The 20,105-nt window shown below is 70.1% G+C and carries 16 protein-coding genes and 1 tRNA gene; 11 read left to right on the top strand and 6 right to left on the bottom strand.

What is annotated here, in order from left to right; genetic code table 11:
* Positions 1-53 precede the first annotated feature (53 nt).
* The 4 genes from def to L3V18_RS07120 all read left to right on the top strand — a co-directional run bounded on the left by def (position 54) and on the right by L3V18_RS07120 (position 5,203).
* The gene (def, locus tag L3V18_RS07135) at positions 54-566 is read left to right on the top strand and encodes a peptide deformylase (RefSeq protein ID WP_237053987.1); all 513 of its coding nucleotides are present in this window, start codon (positions 54-56) and stop codon (positions 564-566) included.
* Positions 567-674: 108 nt separating this feature from the next.
* Entirely contained in the window at positions 675-1,595 is a 921-nt protein-coding gene (fmt, locus tag L3V18_RS07130) for a methionyl-tRNA formyltransferase (RefSeq protein WP_237053986.1), read from the top strand.
* A 130-nt stretch (positions 1,596-1,725) separates the two neighbouring features.
* Positions 1,726-3,162 carry a 16S rRNA (cytosine(967)-C(5))-methyltransferase RsmB gene (gene rsmB, locus L3V18_RS07125; protein ID WP_237053985.1) on the top strand — a complete coding sequence of 479 codons (1,437 nt, stop codon included), beginning with the start codon at positions 1,726-1,728 and terminating at the stop codon, positions 3,160-3,162.
* Positions 3,163-3,460: 298 nt separating this feature from the next.
* Positions 3,461-5,203: an ArnT family glycosyltransferase gene (locus L3V18_RS07120; protein ID WP_237053984.1), complete on the top strand. Its 1,743-nt coding sequence runs from the start codon at positions 3,461-3,463 to the stop codon at positions 5,201-5,203.
* A 21-nt stretch (positions 5,204-5,224) separates the two neighbouring features.
* Here L3V18_RS07120 and L3V18_RS07115 read toward each other — a convergent pair whose 3' ends face one another.
* The gene (locus tag L3V18_RS07115; protein WP_237053983.1) at positions 5,225-6,319 is read right to left on the bottom strand and encodes a hypothetical protein; all 1,095 of its coding nucleotides are present in this window, start codon (positions 6,317-6,319) and stop codon (positions 5,225-5,227) included.
* A gap of 148 nt (positions 6,320-6,467) precedes the next feature.
* Here L3V18_RS07115 and L3V18_RS07110 point away from each other — a divergent pair, with 148 nt between their 5' ends.
* Complete coding sequence (locus L3V18_RS07110) at positions 6,468-7,469, top strand: glycosyltransferase (RefSeq protein ID WP_237053982.1); 1,002 nt, start codon at positions 6,468-6,470, stop codon at positions 7,467-7,469.
* A gap of 171 nt (positions 7,470-7,640) precedes the next feature.
* Here L3V18_RS07110 and L3V18_RS07105 read toward each other — a convergent pair whose 3' ends face one another.
* The 4 genes from L3V18_RS07105 to L3V18_RS07090 form a co-directional block, all read right to left on the bottom strand.
* Positions 7,641-9,098: a PH domain-containing protein gene (locus L3V18_RS07105; RefSeq protein ID WP_237054227.1), complete on the bottom strand. Its 1,458-nt coding sequence runs from the start codon at positions 9,096-9,098 to the stop codon at positions 7,641-7,643.
* Positions 9,099-9,195: 97 nt separating this feature from the next.
* On the bottom strand, positions 9,196-9,729 hold the full coding sequence (locus tag L3V18_RS07100) for a PH domain-containing protein (RefSeq protein WP_425493478.1): 534 nt from the start codon (positions 9,727-9,729) through the stop codon (positions 9,196-9,198).
* Positions 9,726-11,246: a tetratricopeptide repeat protein gene (locus L3V18_RS07095; protein WP_237053981.1), complete on the bottom strand. Its 1,521-nt coding sequence runs from the start codon at positions 11,244-11,246 to the stop codon at positions 9,726-9,728. The genes L3V18_RS07100 and L3V18_RS07095 overlap by 4 nt, the downstream gene beginning before the upstream one ends.
* A 97-nt stretch (positions 11,247-11,343) precedes the next feature.
* Positions 11,344-12,261 (bottom strand): lauroyl acyltransferase, encoded by a 918-nt coding sequence (locus L3V18_RS07090; protein WP_237053980.1) that lies wholly within the window; start codon positions 12,259-12,261, stop codon positions 11,344-11,346.
* Positions 12,262-12,349: 88 nt separating this feature from the next.
* Here L3V18_RS07090 and dtd point away from each other — a divergent pair, with 88 nt between their 5' ends.
* The 3 genes from dtd to L3V18_RS07075 all read left to right on the top strand — a co-directional run bounded on the left by dtd (position 12,350) and on the right by L3V18_RS07075 (position 16,033).
* Positions 12,350-12,790, top strand: a complete 441-nt coding sequence (gene dtd, locus L3V18_RS07085; RefSeq protein WP_237053979.1) for a D-aminoacyl-tRNA deacylase — start codon at positions 12,350-12,352, stop codon at positions 12,788-12,790.
* A 94-nt stretch (positions 12,791-12,884) separates the two neighbouring features.
* Positions 12,885-14,759: an RNA polymerase sigma factor RpoD gene (gene rpoD / locus L3V18_RS07080; RefSeq protein ID WP_237053978.1), complete on the top strand. Its 1,875-nt coding sequence runs from the start codon at positions 12,885-12,887 to the stop codon at positions 14,757-14,759.
* A 113-nt stretch (positions 14,760-14,872) separates the two neighbouring features.
* Entirely contained in the window at positions 14,873-16,033 is a 1,161-nt protein-coding gene (locus tag L3V18_RS07075; RefSeq protein ID WP_237053977.1) for a suppressor of fused domain protein, read from the top strand.
* Positions 16,034-16,144: 111 nt separating this feature from the next.
* Here L3V18_RS07075 and L3V18_RS07070 read toward each other — a convergent pair whose 3' ends face one another.
* Positions 16,145-16,528 (bottom strand): SnoaL-like domain-containing protein, encoded by a 384-nt coding sequence (locus tag L3V18_RS07070; RefSeq protein WP_237053976.1) that lies wholly within the window; start codon positions 16,526-16,528, stop codon positions 16,145-16,147.
* 181 nt (positions 16,529-16,709) lie between these two features.
* On the opposite strand from L3V18_RS07070, the gene L3V18_RS07065 reads away from it, so the two are divergent.
* The 3 genes from L3V18_RS07065 to L3V18_RS07055 all read left to right on the top strand — a co-directional run bounded on the left by L3V18_RS07065 (position 16,710) and on the right by L3V18_RS07055 (position 19,882).
* Positions 16,710-19,067, top strand: coding sequence for a GH92 family glycosyl hydrolase (locus L3V18_RS07065; RefSeq protein ID WP_255783802.1), 2,358 nt, complete (start codon positions 16,710-16,712; stop codon positions 19,065-19,067).
* A gap of 89 nt (positions 19,068-19,156) precedes the next feature.
* A tRNA-Ile gene (locus tag L3V18_RS07060) sits at positions 19,157-19,232 on the top strand.
* Between the two features lie 431 nt (positions 19,233-19,663).
* The gene (locus L3V18_RS07055; protein WP_237053975.1) at positions 19,664-19,882 is read left to right on the top strand and encodes a hypothetical protein; all 219 of its coding nucleotides are present in this window, start codon (positions 19,664-19,666) and stop codon (positions 19,880-19,882) included.
* The last annotated feature ends 223 nt before the right edge of the window (positions 19,883-20,105 follow it).

Here is a 20,105-nt window from a genome sequence, read left to right as displayed (position 1 = left end):
CAATCTAGTGTCCTGCTTGCCTCTGTGACAGGCGCCCCCATTTTTCCTTGGTCATGGCACAGCTCCCGATTCTCGAATTTCCCGACCCGCGTCTGCGCACCGTCGCCGCGCCGGTCGATCCTGCCCGCGTGACCACGCCGGAGTTCCAGCAACTGCTCGACGACATGTTCGAGACCATGTACGAGGCGCCCGGCATCGGCCTGGCGGCGAGCCAGGTCGACGTGCACCAGCGCTTCATGGTGATAGACGTCAGCGAGGAACGGGACCGGCCGATGGTCTTCATCAATCCCGAGATCACTGCCCGCGACGGCGAACAGGTCTATCAGGAAGGCTGCCTGTCGGTGCCGGGCATCTTCGCCGACGTGACCCGCGCCGATCGCATCACCGTCCGCTATCTCGACCGCGACGCGCGGCCGCAGACGCTGGAGGCCGACGGGGTGCTGGCGGTCTGCATCCAGCACGAGATGGACCACCTGCTCGGCAAGTTGTTCGTCGACTATCTGTCGCCGCTCAAGCGCGAGATGGTCCGCAAGAAGCTGGCCAAGGCCCGCCGCAACGCCGCCTGACGGCGGCCCGGGATCGGGAAGGGAGGCGCCGGAACCCGTCGGGGCGGGTGCATGCCCGTTCCGGCGGCCGCCCATCCGCTCCTTCGTCTTTCTTCCTGGTCGTCCCGCATGAGAATCGTCTTCGCCGGTACCCCCGACTTCGCCGTGCCCTGCCTGCGCGCCGCCGCCCGGCACGGCGAGGTGGTGGCGGTCTACACCCAGCCCGATCGCCCGGCCGGCCGCGGCCGCGGACTGGCGCCGGCGCCGGTCAAGCGGGTCGCGCTGGAACTGGGCATCGAGGTGCGGCAGCCGGAAAACTTCCGCAGCGCGGCGTCGAAGGCCGAGCTGCGCGCGCTGCAGCCGGACCTGATGGTGGTGGTCGCCTATGGCCTGATCCTGCCGCAGTCGGTGCTCGACATTCCGGTCCACGGCTGCTGGAACGTGCATGCCTCGCTGCTGCCGCGCTGGCGCGGCGCGGCGCCGATCCAGCGTTCGATCCAGGCCGGCGACCGCGAGAGCGGGGTCTGCCTGATGCGGATGGAGAAGGGCCTGGATACCGGCCCGGTGCTGTTGTCGCAGTCGCTGGCGATCGGCGCCGACGAGACCGGCGGACAGCTGCACGATCGCCTGGCCCTGCTCGGCGCGCAGGTGCTGGCCGATGGGCTGGGCCTGCTGCGCGCGGGAATCCTGCCGGTCCCGCAGCCGCAGCCCGACGAGGGCGTCACCTACGCGCACAAGCTCGACAAGGGCGAGGCGAAGCTCGACTGGAAGCGTCCCGCGAGCGAGCTGGCCAATACCGTGCGCGCGTTCAATCCCTGGCCGGTGGCCGAGTGCCGATTGGCTGGAGAGCGCCTGCGCATCCACGGCGCGGTCGCGCTCGAACGCGTCCACGATGCGGAGCCGGGCACGCTGCTGCATGCCGGCCGAGACGGGTTGGACGTGGCCTGCGGCGAGGGCGTGCTGCGCATCCGCACCCTGCAGCGCGACGGCGGCAAGGCGATCACCGCGGCGGACTTCCTCAACGCGCGGCAGGAGCTGATGCGCGCCTGACTGCCGAATTGCGGCGGCAACGGCATGTGGCGGCGGCGTCCCGATCGCCTTCGGGCCGAGACGGCCAAGAGCAGGAGGGCCGCATGATCTGCCGGAGAAGTGCCACCGCAACCGCTTTCGCGAGCCGAAGATGACGAAGACGCCACCGCACAAGCCACCCTCCGCGCCGGATGCGCGCGGTACCGCCGCTGAGCGGCGGCGGTCGGCCGGGCGCAGCCCGGAGCGGCGCAGGCAGTCCGCTTCTTCCACTCCGGCCCCGGCCGCCAGCGGCGCCGCGCCGCGCGCCTGCGCTGCACGGGTGCTCGACGCGGTGCTGCACCGCGGCCGGTCGCTGCGGGCCGAACTGGTCGAGGCGCTGCCGATGCTCGCCGACCCGCGCGACCGCGCGCTCGTCGAGGCGCTCTGCTTCGCGGTGCTGCGCCAGCCGGGTCGCTATGCCGCGGCGCTGACGGCCTGGATGCCGAAGCCGCCGGGACGGCGCGACGGAGAACTGCGCACGCTGCTGTACCTGGGCTTTGCCCAGCTCGATCCGTTGAGGCTGCCCGCGCATGCCGCGGTCGCGGCGACCGTCGAGGCGGCACGGATGCTCGGCCGACGCCATCAGGCCGGAATGGTCAACGCGCTGTTGAGGCGCGCCCAGCGCGAGGGCCTGCCCGCTGTCGACCCGGACGCGGACTGGCCCGACTGGCTGCGCGCGCGCATCCGCGACGACTGGCCGGAGCAGGCCGATGCGGTGTTCGCGGCCAGTGTTGCCGAGCCGCCGATGTGGCTGCGGGTCAACTGTCGGCGTCTCACGCGCGAGGCCTGCATCGGGCGCCTGCACGAGGCCGGTATCGCGGCCGTCGCCGACCCGCACGCGGCCGATGCGCTGCACCTGGAGACCTCGATGCCGGTCGCCGCGTTGCCGGGATTCGCCGATGGTGCGGTATCGGTGCAGGACCTGTCCGCGCAATGCGTGGCCGACGTGCTGGCCCCTGCCGCCGGTGCCCGCGTGCTCGATGCCTGCGCTGCCCCGGGCGGCAAGGCCGCGCACCTGCTCGAGCGCGAGCCGTCGCTGCGGCTGACCGCGCTCGATGTCGACGCCCGCCGCCTGGAGCGGGTCCGCGAGACCCTGCGGCGTCTGCATCCGGACCTGGAGACCGGCCCGGACGTGCGCCTGCTCGCCGCCGACGCGACCGCGGTCGCCGACTGGTGGGACGGCGTACCGTTCGACGCGGTTCTGCTCGATGCGCCGTGCTCGGCCACCGGCATCGTCCGTCGCCAGCCGGACGTGCGCCTGCACCGGCGCGCGGCCGATGTCGATGCGCTGGTGGCGGTGCAGGCCCAGCTGCTGGACGCGCTGTGGACCACGTTGCGGCCTGGCGGCGTGCTGGTCTACGCGACCTGCTCGATCCTCAAGGCCGAGAACGCGAGCCAGGTCGAGGCTTTTCTTGCCCGCACGCCGGATGCGCGGGCCGAGCCGCTGCCGGCGCATCTGGGGCATGCCAGCGGCCCCGGTCGCCAGCGCCTGCCGGGCGAGGACGGCGGTGACGGGTTTTTCTACGCGCGGTTGCGCAAGACCGGTTGAAGGCTTGTCGAACGGCATGAGCCGGTAGCAGCGGCGCAAGCCGCTCCTGCGGCATGTGGTCATGGGGTCATGCCCCCTGAGTCAGGGGGCGATTCGCACCGAAGGTGCGAATGGGGGGTGTGGAGGCGCAACGGCGGGGCCCATGGTTTGCGAAGCAAACTTTGGGGGTTCCCGGGCGCAGCCCGGGGATCGCGGCTTACGCCGCTCCTGCGGGGACCGGGTCAAAAAGTCCGTAGAACGGCTGCACGGCAACGGTTCTCCGACAAACAGCGTGACGTCTGCCCGTATCATGCCGGCCATGACGACGCTCGCCCGTTCCAGCGGCTTCCGCCGCGCGCCCTGGTTCAACGCCACCACCCTGTTCTGGATCACCGCCGTGCTGGTGCTCGGCGCCGGCCTCGGCCTGCGTGATCCATGGCCTGCCGACGAGCCGCGCTTCGCCCTGGTCGCCAAGCAGATGGTCGAGAGCGGCGACTGGCTGTTCCCGCATCGCGGCAGCGAGCTGTACTCGGACAAGCCGCCGATGCTGATGTGGTTGCAGGCGGCGTTCTACAGCGTCTTCGGCAACTGGCGGCTGGCCTTCCTGCTGCCGTCGCTGCTGGCGGCGCTGGGCACGCTGTGGTGCGTGACCGATCTCGGCAAGCGGTTGTGGACACGCAAGGTCGGCCTCTATGCGGGCTGGGCGCTGCTGTTCGCGGTGCAGTTCACCTACCAGGCCAAGAAGGCCCAGATCGACCCGCTGGTCACCTTCTACATCACCCTGGCCAACTACGGCCTGCTGCGCCATGTCCTGCTGGGCGACGGCTGGCGCTGGTGGTGGCTCGGCTGGTTCGCCGCCGGCCTGGGCACGATCACCAAGGGCGTCGGCGCGCTCGCGCTGCTGATGCTGCTGCCGGCGGCCGCGGCGGCGCTGGCCGGCTGGCCGCGGGTGCGTCAGCAGGTCCGCGATCCGCGCTGGTGGCTGGGGCCGGTCGCGTTCGCGGCCGCCGCCTCGTTGTGGCTGGGGCCGATGGTGACCGCCGCGCTCGGGCATCCCGACCCCGCCTATCGCGCCTATCTCGACGACATCCTGTTCAACCAGACCGCGAACCGCTACGCGAAGAGCTGGGACCACCACCAGCCGCCGTGGTACCACCTCGGCGTGGTCCTGACGATGTGGCTGCCGCCGATGCTGGCGTTGCCGTGGGCGCTGCCGGCCTGGTGGCGGCGGCTGAAGCGGCGCGATGCGCGCTACCTGCTGCCGCTGGCGTGGTGGCTGCTGATCCTGGTGTTCTTCTCGATTCCGCAGGGCAAGCGCGATGTCTACATCATGCCGGCGTTGCCGATGGCCTGCCTGGCGCTGGCGCCGCTGCTGCCGGGTCTGCTGAGGAAGCTGTGGCCGCCGCGGCTGGCGTTCGCCTTCGGCGCGCTGCTGGCGCTGGCCACGCTCGGGGCCGGCATTGCGATGTGGCTGGGCGAGCCCGGGTTCGAGCGCAGGCTGGTCGAGGATCGCGGCTTCGACGCCGTCGCCGTGACGCAGGCGACCTGGCTGTTGCTGGCGATCGGCGTCTGGTTCGCCGGCACGCTGCTGTGGTTCGGGCCGCGCCGTGGCGCGCACGGCACGGTGGCCGGCCTGGCCGGGCTGTGGGTGCTGTACGGCGTGCTCGGCTATCCGTTGATGAATCCATCGTCTTCGGCGAGCGAGGTGATGACGAAGGCTGGAGCGATGATCGGCCCGGATGCCGAGCTCGGCCTGGTGGGCTGGAAGGAGCAAAACCTCCTGCAGGCCGACCGTCCGGCGGTGGACTGGGGCTTCACCCAGCCGCCGCACGTGCAGTTGGCCGGCGCGATCGACTGGTTGCAGGCGGATACCTCGCGCAGGGTGCTGATCCTGCAGGCGGTGATGGGGCCGTGCGTCGACGCCAGCCGGGCGATCGAGGTCGGTACCGCGAACCGGCGCAGTTGGTGGCTGATCGACGCCTCGGCGGTGGTGCCGGGCTGTACCCCGCCCGAGCTCGACCCGGCGACCTGGCGCGGCGGCGAGGACGAGCTGGAGGACTGACGGGCGCCGGGCGGCGGCGCTTCAGCGTACCGCCAGCGTGGCCAGCGCCTCGACCGCGGCCGGCAGGCCGTTGCCCAGGCCGAGACCGCGGGCGTTGTCGCGCAGGCGCGCACGCGTCGAGTCGCTGTCGGCCAGCGCGCGCAGCGCGGCGGCGAGTTCGCCGGCGTCGGCCGTGGGGTCGGCGCGCATCACCGCGCCGGCGTCCTCCAGCCAGCCGACGCGTGCGGCCTGCTCGGCCTGCAGCGGCAGCGCCAGCACCGGGGTGCCCAACGCCAGCGCCTGCACCAGCAGGCTGCCGCCGCCGAGCAGGGCGGCCTCGGCACCGGCCAGCACCGCCATCAGCTCGGCGTTGGGCAGCGCATCGACCTGCAGCGCGGGCGATCGCGCCGGCGCCGCCACCGCCAGCGTCGCCAGGCCGGCATGGGCGCTGGCGGAGGCGATCTCGGCGAACAGCCCGGCCGCGCTGCGTCCGCCGAGCAGGTGGCGGCCGCCACCGTGGCAGACGACCGCGTAGGGCTGGGCCAGGCCAAGCCGGTGCAGCACCGGTTCCAGCGCCGCCGGCGGCGTGAACAGGGTGGCGAACCGCCGCACCTCGACCTGCGGATGGCGCCAGCGGCCGAGCCGCTCGCGCAGGCCGCGTTCATTCATCAGGTCGGCGCCGACCAGCCAATGCTCGTCGAGGCGCGCCATCCGTCGCCAGCGGAAGCCGCGATCGCGCGCGCTCGGACGCGAGCTGACCAGCACCACGCGGGCACCGGCACGGCGTGCGGCCTCGAGTGCGGCGACCCGGGTGTTGCCGTCGAACACGACGACAGCCGGCTGCAGCGTGGCGATCGCCGCCACGACCTCGGCGACCGCCCGCGTCGGCGACGCGCCGAGCACGGTGGTCGGCCACGGCAGCGGCGGAGTGCCCTCGGCGAGCAGGAAGTGCGGCTCGAGTCCGGGATGTGCGCTGGCCAACGCATCGGCCAGCAGCCGGCAGCGCTGCACCTCGCCGCTGCCGGGGCCGCCGGACACCGGCACGAAGACGATGCGGCCGGTAGCGCCTTCGCCGCGGGCATCGCTGTCGTCGCGGGCCGGCGCCGCGCGGCCGGACGTCGGCGTGGGGGTCGGCATGAGGGTGACGGTCTCCTGTGTTCTGTCCGCTGTCGTCCGTGGCGGCGGGCATGCCGCGTCGCCAGCCCGCTATCATCCACGCAAACATTGCAGCCGGCATGGCATCGCCGCCGTGAATCCGTGGCTGCGTCCCACTTCCCGCATTCCGATGCCGACCGCCGACACGTTCCCGACGACCTTCTTCCTCGACGTGCCGGACGCGGCGCTCGCTGCCTGGCGTGCGCTCGACCCGGATGCGCATCCGCAGCGACTGGTGCTCGGCGAACACTACTGGATCGTGCTGAGCTTCCTGCGACTGCGTGCGGCCGGACTCGACGTGCGGCTCGACAACGACGTGCCCGCGACCGGACCGGTGCTGTTCTATGCCGGCGACAAACGCGCGCTCTGGCGCCGATGCCGGCAGCGGGGCAGCCGCGCACTGCTGGTGGCGGTGCGCAGCGACCGTCACCCGGTCGGCTTCGCCGACATCGAGGTGGTGCAGAACGCCGGATCGGCGGACGGCCGGCGCGCGCTGCACATTCCGCACTGGTCGCAGCCGGGCCTGCGTCCGCGCGATCCGTCCCGTGGTCAGCGCCCGCGCACGATCCTGTATCCGGGCACACCGCAGAACCTGCACCCGGGCTTCGGCGATGCGGCATGGCAGGAATTTCTGGCCCGCCACGGCCTGGAATTCCGCTGTCACGTGCATGACGGGAACGGGGCGGCGCCGGACTACCACGACTTCCGCAGCGTCGACCTGCTGCTGGCGATCCGCCCCAGCGGCGCCCGGCTGGTGCGCAACAAGCCGGCCTGGAAGCTGTTCAATGCCTGGCTGGCCGGAGTGCCCGCGCTGCTCGGACCGGAGTCGGGCTACCGCGAGCTGCGCGAGGGACCGCTGGATTTCATCGAGGTGGACGGCCCGGAGGCCGCGGTCGCCGCGATCGGGCGCCTGCTCGACGAGCCGGAGCTGTACCGGGCGATGGTCGACAACGGCCTCGGGCGTGGTGCCGCGTTCGCCGATGCGGCGACCGTCGCCCGCTGGCGCTCGCTGATCGACGAGGTGCTCGTGCCGCGCGCGCACGCGATCGCGGTACGGCCGGTACCGGCCTGGCGTCGCCGCGCCCGCGACCTGCGGACGCGGTTGCGGCGCGCGCTGCGGGGCAAGGACTGAGACAGGTCGGAAGGTCTGGACCGTTTCTTCACCACGGGCCGGGGAGAGCAGGGTGCCGCTGTCGCCCTGCGGATCCGCTGAAAAAGCCACGGCCGGAAGCCCCGTCGCTCCGATCGTCTCCACGATTCCGAGGCCGGCACGGAACGAAGCCGGCCACGGCCTCCGGCGCGGCTACCAGCGAAGCGGACGCCGCGCGAGGGCCCGCGCCAGCCGTTCGTACAGTGCGCGGGCGTCGTCTTCGGGCAGGAAGCGGATCCGCAGCGGCGGCGCCATCGCCCCGGCCCCGGCGGTGTCCAGTTTCAGCATCGCGGTACCGAAATGGCGGTCCAGCGGCGTACGCACCAGGCGCAGCGCCTGCAGCTTGTCGATCTCGGCGAAACGCCAGTGCCGGCTCCACCAGCCCTCGCGTACCGCGACCAGTTCATCGCTGACGGCATAGCCGATCCGTCGCGCGCGCTGGCGCGCCTTGAACGCGGCCCAGGGCAGCCACAGCAGGACCAGCAGCCCCCAGGGGCCGAAGCGCCAGTAGGCGATCGCGGCCAGCACCAGGGTGACCGGCAGCCCGGGCAGGAACAGCCGCCACCATGCCACCCCCGGCACCGGCTGCCAGCTCAGCGAGGTCCACCCCGCCTTCGGCAGCAGGTGATCGATCAGCGCATCGCAGGTGGCCGGTGTCGCGACCGGCGCCAGTTCGCGCAGCGCGCGCTGTTGCTGTCCGTTCTCCGACACCGCGGTGTCGACATCCAGGCTGCGGCGGCGGAACAGGCGGTGCAGCAGTCCCTCGCGCAGCGTCCAGGCCTGGATGCGGCGACGCGACGCGCTGGTGCGCCAGCGCGCCAGCAGGCCGCGCTCGACGGTCAGCCGTCGGCCCTGTTCGCTGAGGGTGAAGCCGTAGAACTGCAACAGCGACAGGGCCACCGACAGCAGCCGCACCAGTACCAGCAGCGCGAGCAGCAGTGCGATCGCACCGACCGCGTACTCGGCCGGGCCCAGGTGATGGTTGTCGGCCCAGCCGGCGGCCAGCCGCAGGTCCTGTTCGGCCTGTCGCTCCAGGTAATTCTCCAGCGCATCGCCGGGACCGAACTGGGTCATCGCCGCTGCCGCCGCGGCGACCACGACCATCCCGCGGTTGGAGATCAGGCCCAGACGCACCAGTTCGCCGGGCGGCAGCGCCAGCAGCGGCGGCGCCTGCGGCTCGCCCGCCTCGGCACCGGGCTCGGCAGCGCGTCCGCGGCGGCGGATCAGCGCCTCCAGCGCCAGCGCATCGTCGAGCTTGAGCACCCGCATCTCCGCCTCCGGCTTCTGTCCTCCGGCGGATTCCAGCCGCACCTCGGCAACGCCGAACAGGCGGTGCAGCAGGGTCTGCTGCAGGGCGACGTTGTGGATGCGCGCGAACGGGATCACACGCAGGCTGCGTTCGAGCCGGCCGCTGCGCACGACCAGCGCGTCGTCGATCACGCCGTAGCGGTAGGTGAAGTACTGCCACAGCGACACCAGCACCAGCGCACCGACGCCGACCAGTCCCCACAGTTCGTAGGTGCTGTCGCCGCGCCGGCCGAAGATCAGCAGGGCGATGATCGGCAGCACGAACGATTTCAGTTGCTGCGCCAGCACGAACAGCCACGACATCGGATGCAGGCGGCGGTCGGCGTCCTGCGCGGTGGCGGGCGCGGTCGCTTCCGTACTGGTGTCCGGGTGCGCATCCGGGCCTGGCGGCGGCGTCTGTTCAGTCGTCATCGCGATCGATCTGGCGGCCGAGGCGGTCGCGCAGGATCTCGGCGTCGCCGAGGTCGAGGTTGGGGATGCTGACCGAGCTGTGCGCGGTGCCGGCGGTATGCACGATCAGAGTGGCGAGGTCACGCCGGCGCTGCAGCGGGCCGCGGCGGAGGTCGAGGTGCTGCACTCGAGTGGCGGGCACCCGCGTCTCGCGCTGCCACAGCTTGCCGCGATGCACCGCCAGGCCTTCCTCGTCGAGCCGCCACCGGGTGTAGCGGTGGCTCTTGTAACCGATCCAGAGCCCGAACGACGACGTCAGCAGCGTGAGTGTCGCGGCGATCGCGACCGTCAACGGCAGCCGGCCGAACGTGTGGATCTCGCTGCTGGCGACCAGCCCGGCGACCACCCCGCCGACGGCGCCGATCACGCCCATCGACAGCGCGCCGCCGAGCAGGAACAGCGGGCGGGCACGGGCGGGCAACGGGTTCCAGTCCGCCGGCGGCCTGTCGATCGGGGCGACGTCGCTGGGCGGGATGTCGATCATCGGGCGGTCTCGTAGACGTTGTAGGCCTGCACCCAGTCCTCGTGGCGGACATAGCGGGCGAGGCGCTCCTGCATCTCCTTGCGTGTCGTCTCGGTCTGGTCGTCGTCGAGCTCGGCGATCGCGCGGGTCTGGTAGTCGACGGCATCGTCGTAGTGGGCATTGGCGGCATAGGCCGCCGCCACCGTGTCGAGCTCGCCGGCCGCCAGGGTCCCGGCATTGCGGATCATGAAGTCGGCCAGTTCCAGCGCACGCTGCGGATCGCGCTGCTCCGGGATCGGACATGTCGCCAGTACCCAGACGCGATTGTTGCGCGCGTGCTCGATCCCGGCTTCCTCGGCCCGGGCGAGCCAGCTCTCGGCGGTGCGGCAGTCGCGCGGCAGGTCACCGGCGCCGTTGGCGTACAACAGGCCGAGCGCGACCATTGCCTGTGCATGGCCGCCGTTGGCGGCACGGCGCATGTGCCGTGCCGCGCGCGCGAGCCGCTCGGCGGGCGGGGGCGCATCCTCCGGCAGATCGTCGCCGTACATGAGATGGCCGCCGACCAGCAGCGCCGCCTTGTCGTTGCCGGCCTCGCTGGCGCGTTCGAGCAGGGCGAGGCCGCGTTCCACATCCTTGTCGACGAACTCCGGGCTGTTGCCGAGGTACAGCATGCTGCCGTACAGGAACATCGCCATGTCCTCGCCGCGCTCGGCCTTCTTCTCCACCGCGAGGACCCGGGCCTTGAACGTGGCCGAATAGTCCGGCCAGTTCTCGGTCAGTCGCGTGCGTGCCGCCGGGTCGTCGATCAGCGGCCGTTCCAGCAGGGCCAGCGCCGGCGGCGGGCCTCTGGTTTCGAGCATCGTGGCGATCGCCGCTTCGACCAGTTGCGGCTCCGTCAGTCCGGCCTGCGTGGCGAGCTGCTTCAGGAGCATCGACTCGTTGACCGTCTGGGTCTCGATGCTCACCTTCCACGCGCCGTCCTCGTATGCGAACTCGGGGCCGAACTGGTACTGCTCGCCGGTCGGCGGCGCCAGCTCGCCGATCGCGCGGCCCTCGCCGACCAGGGTCACATGGGTCAGCCGTGGCGGTGCTTCGCCCTCGTCCGGCGAGGCGATCCCGCATACCTCGGCCTCGATGCACGCGCGGGCCACCTGTCCGGCGTCCATCGCCTGCAGGCGGTCGGCGTCGTACAGCGCCCGTAGCACATAGACCTCGAACTGCTTGCTCAACGGCAGCCGGCGCACCTGCTCGATCGAGCCGTACAACGCCGCATCGCGGGTGAACGCGCTGTCCCGCAACGCCGAGCGCGACATCAGCGACACGGCCTCCGCCGGGTCGCCGTTGCTGGCTTCGACGTAACGATCCCAGGCCGTGCTGACCCCGTTCATCATCGCCAGCTCCCCTGCCTCGGTACCCGCCCGGGTGGCCGTCGCCGCGGCCTTCCTGGTGTCGGCCGGGCCCTCGGCTCCGCCGGCGATCGCAGGGGACGACCCCATCGCCAGCCAGAGCAATGCCGGCAACGCAAATTTCCGATTCATCAAGCCGATCTCCCCCGTGTCGATCCCTGTGCTTCGTTCCATGTTTCTCCCTGCGGTTCCCGGCAGGTCCGGGCCGTCGTGCGCGTTTGCCGCGTCCTCAGCCTTCGGCGTACGGATTCTTCTCCGCCGAGCCCGGCGGCCTGAGGGTATAGCGTTTGTAGGTCCACTGGTATTGGGCCGGGTCACGGCGGGCGATGTGCTCGACCGCGCGATTGAGCGCGGCGACCGCGATCTTCGGGTCGGCCGCGGCGATATCCGCAGGCGCGGCTTCGATGTGCAGCGCGAAGCCTGGGCCATCGGCGTGGGTGTCGACGCGCTCGCACCACGCGAACAGCACGGTGGCGCCGGTACGGTGCGCGAGCCGGCCCAGCAGGGTCATCGTGAACGCCTGCACGCCGAAGAACGGCGCGAACTCGCCGTCACCGGCCTTGGGCTGCTGGTCGGGCAGGATGCCGACCACGCCGCCGGCGCCCAGCCGCTTGAACAGCTGGCGTACCGCCGGTCCTTCCGCGCGGATCTGGGTGACCCGCGCGCCGCGGGTCGCGCGGACGCGGTTGAGGAAGGCCTCGCCGATCGCCGACTCCGGCGGCCGGTACAGGATCGCCAGCGCGGTGCGTTCGGCCAGCCACTGGTTCAGCAGTTCCCAGTTGCCGTGATGCGGCGCGGCGACGATGACGCCGCGGCCGGCGGCGATCGCCGCATCGAACAGCGCGGTACCGTGTGTTTCGCGGATGCTGCGCAGGTTGCGCGCATGCGGATGCGTCCACAGCCGCAGCGTCTCCAGCGCCTGGCGCGCGGTGGTGCGCAGGATCTCGCGATGCCATTGCGCACGCTCGGCGGGCAGCAGGTCGGGGTAGGCCAGTTCGAGGTTGCGACGCGCGACCCGGCTTTCGCGCGCGTCGAGCCGTCGCCACAGCGCGCCCACGCCATCGCCGAGCCGCATCAGCCACGGCCACGGCAGGCGCCCGAGCGCAGCGGCGAGCAAGTACAGTAGGGCGGCGGCGAATCGGGCCATCGAGCCAACGGAGACGGAGAGGGATGGGAAAAGAGTCTAGAACACTGCGATCGCGCGCCTTCCCTGCGCCCGACCACGCCCGCTGCCGATGATCGCGTTGATACAGAGGGTCACCGAGGCCCGCGTCACCGTCGATGGCGCGACCATCGGTGCGATCGGCGCCGGCCTGCTCGCCCTGGTCGGGGTCGAGCCGGGCGACGGCGACCCCCAGGTCCGGCGCATCGCCGACCGTCTGCTCAACTACCGGGTGTTCGCCGATGCCGATGGCAGGATGAACCTCGGCCTGGCCCAGACCGGTGGCGGACTGCTGCTGGTGAGCCAGTTCACCCTCGCCGCCGATACCCGCAGCGGCCTGCGTCCGGGTTTCTCGACCGCCGCGCCGCCGGACGAGGCTGAACGGATATTCAGCGAGCTGGTCACGACCTGCCGGGAAAAGCACGCCGGGGGGGTGGAAACCGGGCGGTTCGGTGCCCATATGAAGGTCAGCCTGGTCAACGACGGCCCGGTGACGTTCCTCCTCAGAGCCTGAGACGGTCCCGAACGGGGCCGCCAGCGGCAGTCGAGCCCGCAGGCTGGTATACTGGAGCGTTCCCTATTCTCCTTCTTCCGCGGTGGCGAGCCCTATGGCCAACGAACGTCAGGCCCCTCAGTCCGACATCAAGCAGCTGATCAGCAAGGGCCTGGAACAGGGCTACCTGACCTATGCCGAGGTCAACGATCACCTGCCCGACGACATCGTCGATCCGGAGCAGATCGAAGACATCATCGGCATGATCAACGGCATGGGCATCGAGGTGCACGAGGTTGCGCCGGATGCCGAGACCCTGCTGATCACTGGCGAGGGCAGCAACCGCGACGTCGACGACACCGCGGCCGAAGAGGCCGCCGCGGCGCTGACCGGTCTCGACACCGAGGGCGGCCGCACCACCGATCCGGTGCGCATGTACATGCGCGAGATGGGTACGGTCGAGCTGCTGACCCGCGAGGGCGAGATCGCGATCGCCAAGCGCATCGAGGACGGTCTGTCGCAGGTCCAGGCCTCGCTCGGCCTGTTCCCGTCGACGATCGAGCTGTTGCTGGCCGACTACGCCGAATACAAGGAAAGCCGCAAGCGTCTGGCCGAGATCGTGGTCGGCTTCAACGACGAGCTGCTCGAGGAGCAGCAGCAGGAAGAAGCGCTGCGCAACGGCGAGGAAGTCGCCGACGCTGTCGCCGACGAGGAGGGCGACGAGGACGACATCGACGAGGACGACGATGGCGATTCGAGCGAGGATGCCCCGAGCGGACCCGATCCGGCCGAGGTCGACGCGCGCATGGGGTCGATCATCGAGAACTACGCCAGGTTCGAGAAGGCGTACGCCAAGCACGGCCCCAGCCACAAGACCGTGATCAAGCTGCGCGAGGACATGGCGGCGACCTTCATTACCCTCAAGCTGCCGCTGCCGCTGACCGACGTGCTGGTCAACAACCTGCGCGACGTGGTCATGCAGGTGAAGCAGCACGAGCGCCGCATCCTCGAGCTGGCCACCCGTGTCGCCAAGATGCCGCGCAAGGATTTCATCCGCGCTTGGGAAGGCAACCAGACCAACCTGGGCTGGGTCGACGAGCTGCTCAAGCGCAAGCAGAAGTGGGCCTCGGGCCTGCGCGAGGTCAAGGACCAGATCATCGCCGAGCAGCAGGCGACCCTCGACCTCGAGAAGTCGATGCGCCTGACCCTGGCCGATCTGAAGGAGATCAGCCGCGCGATGGCCTACGGCGAAGCCAAGGCGCGCAAGGCCAAGAAGGAAATGGTCGAGGCCAACCTGCGCCTGGTGATCTCGATCGCCAAGAAGTACACCAACCGCGGCCTGCAGTTCCTGGACCTGATCCAGGAGGGCAACATCGGCCTGATGAAGGCGGTCGACAAGTTCGAGCACCGCCGCGGCTTCAAGTTCTCGACCTACGCGACCTGGTGGATCCGCCAGGCGATCACCCGCTCGATCGCCGACCAGGCGCGCACCATCCGCATCCCGGTGCACATGATCGAGACGATCAACAAGCTCAACCGCATCTCCCGCCAGATGCTCCAGCAGTACGGCCGCGAGGCCACGCCGGAGGAGCTGGCCAAGGAGATGGACATGCCCGAGGACAAGATCCGCAAGGTGATGAAGATCGCCAAGGAGCCGATCTCGATGGAGACCCCGATCGGCGACGACGAGGACAGCCATCTGGGCGACTTCATCGAGGACACCAACGCCGAGTCCCCGATCGACGCGACCACCAACATCAACCTGTCCGAGACCGTCCGCGACGTGCTCGCCGGGCTGACCCCGCGGGAGGCCAAGGTCCTGCGCATGCGCTTCGGCATCGACATGAACACCGACCACACCCTCGAGGAGGTCGGCAAGCAGTTCGACGTCACCCGCGAGCGCATCCGCCAGATCGAGGCCAAGGCGCTGCGCAAGCTGCGCCACCCGAGCCGTTCGGAACAGCTGCGCAGCTTCCTCGACATCGACTGAGCCAAGCCGCTTCTGGTGAAGAAGGCCCGCCTCCGAGCGGGCCTTCTTTTTGCCCGCGCCTGGCCAGGTTGGCGATCGTATGATGTCCGCCTGGACACGGAAGGAAGGCGCGTATGGCAATGAAACTGTTGGCGGCGGCGGTCGTGCTGCTGGTGGGCCTGTGGCTGTGGCGCCGGCGCCGGATGATCCAGTCGGAGGGCGGCATCAACTACGTTCCCACCGGCGATCGCGACATGGAAAAGGCGATCGCACAGGCGCGCGAGAACTTCCAGTTCTTCGTCGGCCGTTTGCGTCATCCGCGCGAGTGCGACGAGGGATTCGCAATCAAGGCGGGGATCGAGCACGAGGGCCATGTCGAGCACATCTGGCTGTCCGGCGTCAGCGTCGATGACGATGGTTTCGAAGGCGAGATAGATAACGATCCGCAATGGGTGCCGTACAAAGCCGGTGACCGTTGGCGCGGCACCTTGGCGCAACTCACCGACTGGAGCTTCTTCGAGTATGGCCTCATGCAGGGCAACTTCACCCTGCGCGCGATGCTGCCGCGGATGCCGGGCGCGCAGCGCGAGCAGGCGCGGCAGATGCTCGAGACCCGCTGGGATACGCTCGAACTGGTCCATCAGCCCTGGCCGGAAGACGCGGTAATGCCGGGGAGGCCGTTGCCGGATGACATCAGTCACGGCGACAGCGTGCTGATGGAGGGCGTAGGCAGTCACCTCGAGCGCCACTTCGGAAAGATCGCACGGGTGTTCCACGAGATCGTCTCGCCAAGCGCCCACGTCGATCTCTATCCATATCCGGCTACCGCGCAGCGGCCTTTCCACGTGGTCGCCACCACCGGCATGGCGGAAAAGCCGATGCAATTGATGGAGGAGAGCCGGGCGGATGAGTGGGTCGAGCTGGTGTTGCTGTTGCCGCCGGCTTGGCCACTGGAGCAGGAGGCGTGGAACGACGAAAGTCATTATTGGCCGTTTCGCTGGCTCAAGCGAGTGGCCCGCTTCCATTACGAGACCGGTCGCTGGCTGGGCGAAGGTCACGTGCTGACCCACGGTGCCGAGCCTTCGCCGATCGACCCATCCTGCGGCTACGACAGCGTGCTGCTGGCTGCACCACAGGCGCTTCCCGAAGGCTTCCAGCGTACAACGCTGAGCGATGGCCGCAGGGTGCGCTTCCTGTGTCTCTATTTTCTCGACGCCGAGGCACGCATGGAACTGCGGGCGCACGGTCCCGGGGCATACCTCGCCAGGATCGGTGCGGGTCGGTTGTCGGTGTGATGCCGGTGCCGCGGTAACCGAAGATGGCGACTCATTTGTCGCGCAAGCGAAAAAAGCCCCGCCCATGAGCGGGGCTTTTCCTTTTCCGGATGCTGCGCTGGGGCGCAGGCCTCAGCCGACCTCGTAGAAGAACTGCTCGTGTACGATCCTGCCGTCGCGCACGCGGTAGACGCAGATCTCCTTCATGTCGACGCGGCCCATGTCCTTGTAGGTCGCATCGATGCCCATCGCGACGCTGAACCAGCCGTCGGCGACGACTGGATCGCTGACGCTGCCGCCATGGATCTCGACGATGTTGTCGGCCCACTGGCGGCCCTTCTCGCGGATCGCCTCCATGCCCTCGACCCGTTCCGGGAAACCGGAGGCTCCCGCCATCTCGACGCTGACGGCGTCGTCGGCATACAGCTCTTCCTGGGCCTGCTCGTATTTGCCCTCGCGGCACAGCGCGACCAGTCGCTCGGCGATGGACTGGGTGTTCGTTTCCGGCTTGCTCATGGGACGGCTCCTGTGGGTCGGGAGCCCAGAGTAGCCCCGGCTGTTGCCAGCATCGTGTCAGCAGGCCGGCCGGTGCGGCGATGCGGCGTGAAACCGGTGCCGGGTCGATGCTAGGGTGCGTTTAGACCGATACAAATTCGCGATCCAAGCCCGCTTCGCCCTTCCGACAGGAGTCCTGCCGATGCCGACCCTTCCGCGTGCCTCCGCCTGGCTGCCGCTGCTGCTGTGCGCGATGGCGACGACCGCCGCCGCCGGGCCCGCCACTGCCGACCGTGCCTACGCCGCGGTCGATCCGTTCATCGGCACCGGCGGCGAGGGCCATACGTTTCCCGGCGCGGTGGTGCCGTTCGGCATGGTCCAGCTCAGCCCGGACACCCGCATCCAGCCGCGCAAGGATGCCTACGGCTGGGCTGCAGGGTACCGGTATGACGACGACAGCATCGTCGGCTTCTCGCATACGCACTTCTCAGGCACCGGTCACTCCGATCTCGGCGACGTGCTGGTCTTGCCCATCAGTGGCGACGTGAAGCTGGAGCGTGGCGATCCCGACGTGCCCGGCAGCGGCTACACCGCGAGCTTCAGCCACGACACCGAGGTCGCCGAGCCGGGCTACTACGCGGTCACCCTCGACAACAGCGGCATCCGCGCCGAGCTGACCGCCAGCGCACGGGTCGGCGTGCATCGCTACCGTTTCCCCAAGGGCAGGCCGGCACACCTGCTGGTCGACCTGCGCACCTCGATGTACGACTACCCGGGCAAGGTGCTGTGGTCGCGGCTGCGGATGCATCCGGACGGCACGGTGACCGGCTACCGCAAGACCCGCGGCTGGGCGCCGGGCCGCGAGCTGTACTTCGCGATGCGCTTCTCGCGCGCGCCACGCGGACACGAGTTCCACGACACCGAGCAGGACGTGTTCTACAAGGGCTTTCCGCCGCCCGGCCATCAGGATCCCGGCCAGCGCGCGCAGATCGAAGGCCGCCAGCTGGTCGCCACGCTCGACTTCGGCACGCCTGGCTCCGCCGATGGCGGTGATGGTGAACTGATCGTCAAGGTCGCGATCTCGCCGGTCAGCGAGCAAGGCGCGATCGCCAACCTCGACGCCGAGGTGCCCGGTTACGACTTCGACCGCGTCCGCGCCGATGCGCGCGGACTGTGGAAGCAGGCGCTGTCGGCGATCGAGATCGATGCGCCCGACGCCGACCGCACCGCCGCCTACACCGCGCTCTACCATGCGCTGCAGGCGCCGAGCCTGTTCATGGACGTCGACGGCCGCTACCGCGGGCCGGACAACGCGATCCACGTCGCCGACGGCTTCGACAACCACTCGACCTTCTCGCTGTGGGACACCTACCGCGCGCTGCATCCGCTGCTGACCCTGGTGCAGCCGGAGCGGCGCAACAACGATTTCATCCGCTCGCTGCTGGCGGCGCAGCGGCAAAGCCCGTACGGCACCCTGCCGGTGTGGTCGTTCCACGGCCTGGAGACCTGGTGCATGATCGGCTACCACGCGGTGCCGGTGATCGCCGATGCGTACATGAAGGGCATCCGCGGCTACGATGCCGACGCCGCGCTCGACGCGATGGTCGCCAGCGCCAGCTACGGCCCCTACGACGGCATCGCCCAGTACATGGAACTGGGCTGGGTGCCGATCGACGAGGAAGGCGAGGCCGCGTCGAAGACGCTGGAGTACGCGTTCGACGACTGGACCATCGCGCGGATGGCCGAGGCGATGGGACGCGAGGACGTGGCCCGCGATTTCTACCGGCGTGCCGGCAACTGGCGCAACGCGTTCGACCCGGAGACCGGCTTCATGCGCGCGCGCAACCGCGACGGCAGCTTCCGCACCCCGTTCGATCCGACCGCCAGCGGCTACGGCACCGACTACACCGAGGGCAACGCCTGGCAGTACTCCTGGTACGTGCCGCAGGACGTGGCCGGGCTGATCGCCGCTCACGGCGGCGACGCGAAGCTGGTCGAACGGATCGACCGGGTGTTCGACGCCGAGGTCGATCCGTCGGTGTTCGCGCACATGGAGGACATCACCGGCCTGATCGGCTGGTACGCGCACGGCAACGAACCCAGCCACCATCTCGCCTATCTGTACGCGCATGCGGGCCAGCCCTGGCGCACCCAGGAGCGGCTGGCGCGGATCATGGCGACCCAGTACAGGCCGACGCCCGACGGCCTGGCCGGCAACGACGACCTCGGCCAGATGTCGGCCTGGTACCTGTTCACCGCGCTGGGCTTCTACCCCGTCGCGCCGGCCAGCAACGAGTACGTGATCGGCCGCCCGTTCCTGCCGAAGGCGACCCTCAACCTGCCCAACGGCCGCCGCTTCACCGTGGTCGCCGACGGCCTGGAACAGGGGCACGGCTACATCGGCGCGGTCAGCCTGAATGGCGAACCGCTGCAGCGCAGCTTCATCCGCCACGAAGAGATCATGGCCGGCGGCGAACTGCGCTTCACGATGCAGGCCGATCCGAACACCGGATGGGCGGCCGCGCCGGAGCAGCGGCCGTATTCGATGTCGACCCGCTGACGGCGGAGGTTCCGGATCGCAGCGTCCGCGGCGCCGGCCGCGACTGCTAAGATGCGCCCCCGGCCGCCATGCGTGTCGGCACCCGCCCCGGGCCTATAGCTCAACGGTTAGAGCAGAGGACTCATAATCCTTTGGTTCCAGGTTCGAATCCTGGTGGGCCCACCAAGCATCCGCCGTCTGGCAGCCTCTGTCACGGAGAGCACGGGTTGGCCGCTGTTCGGCAGTCGTGCGCTTCATGCCATGACTCTTTCAGTGGGCTAACGCCACATGCGGCCGCTTGGATCCCATGGCCGTCGGCGCCTTCCGGTGCCAGAAGCGCGGCAGTGATGGGGCCAGGAAAGCGCCGGAGTTCATCGTGCAGTTCCGGCAAGGCCGGTGGATCAGGCGCTGGTGGGGTGTCCGGGAGCATCTCCGTGTGCCGCCGTTGCATTGCCCATTGCGCCCGTGGGGTGTGTCCCGGTCGCGGCCTTCCGCATTCCGTCGACCCATTCCGCGATTCGTCGCATGCCGGGTTGCCGGCGGACGCTCGGGATCGCAGGCTGTCCCCTGCCGGGTGTCCGACGCCCGCTTCCCGTCCCGCGACCCGGAGGCCGACGATGAAAACCCTGATCGCCCTGCTGATCTGGTGCACGCTGCTGGTGTTGTGCTGGCCGCTCGCGCTGCTGGCGCTGGTGCTGTGGCCGCTGGTCTGGCTGATCTCGCTGCCGTTCCGCCTGGTGGGCATCACGTTCTCGGCGCTGTTCGCGTTCCTGCACGCGCTGCTGACCCTGCCGGCGCGTCTGCTCGGCTGGCGGCCGGGGCCGGCGGCGGCCTGAGGGACGGGCCTGCCCGGCCGCTACCGCAGGGCTCCGCGACTCCGAAGTGGCGACCGCGCGACTGCAAGGGGCGGTTCAGACGGGGCATCGCACGGAAAGTACGGTCGCGCATTGGCGACATGCCAGGTGCCGGTGCAGGGCGCTTCACCCGGCGGACGTGTTTACCCGGCTGCAAAAGCCGTTCTCCGCATTGTCGGTGTCCTGCAGAAGCCGGTGGCCGCAC

The organism is Marilutibacter chinensis, assembly GCF_021725675.1.
GTDB classification, from domain to species: domain Bacteria; phylum Pseudomonadota; class Gammaproteobacteria; order Xanthomonadales; family Xanthomonadaceae; genus Marilutibacter; species Marilutibacter chinensis.
This window is presented reverse-complemented; position numbering and strand designations above follow the sequence as displayed.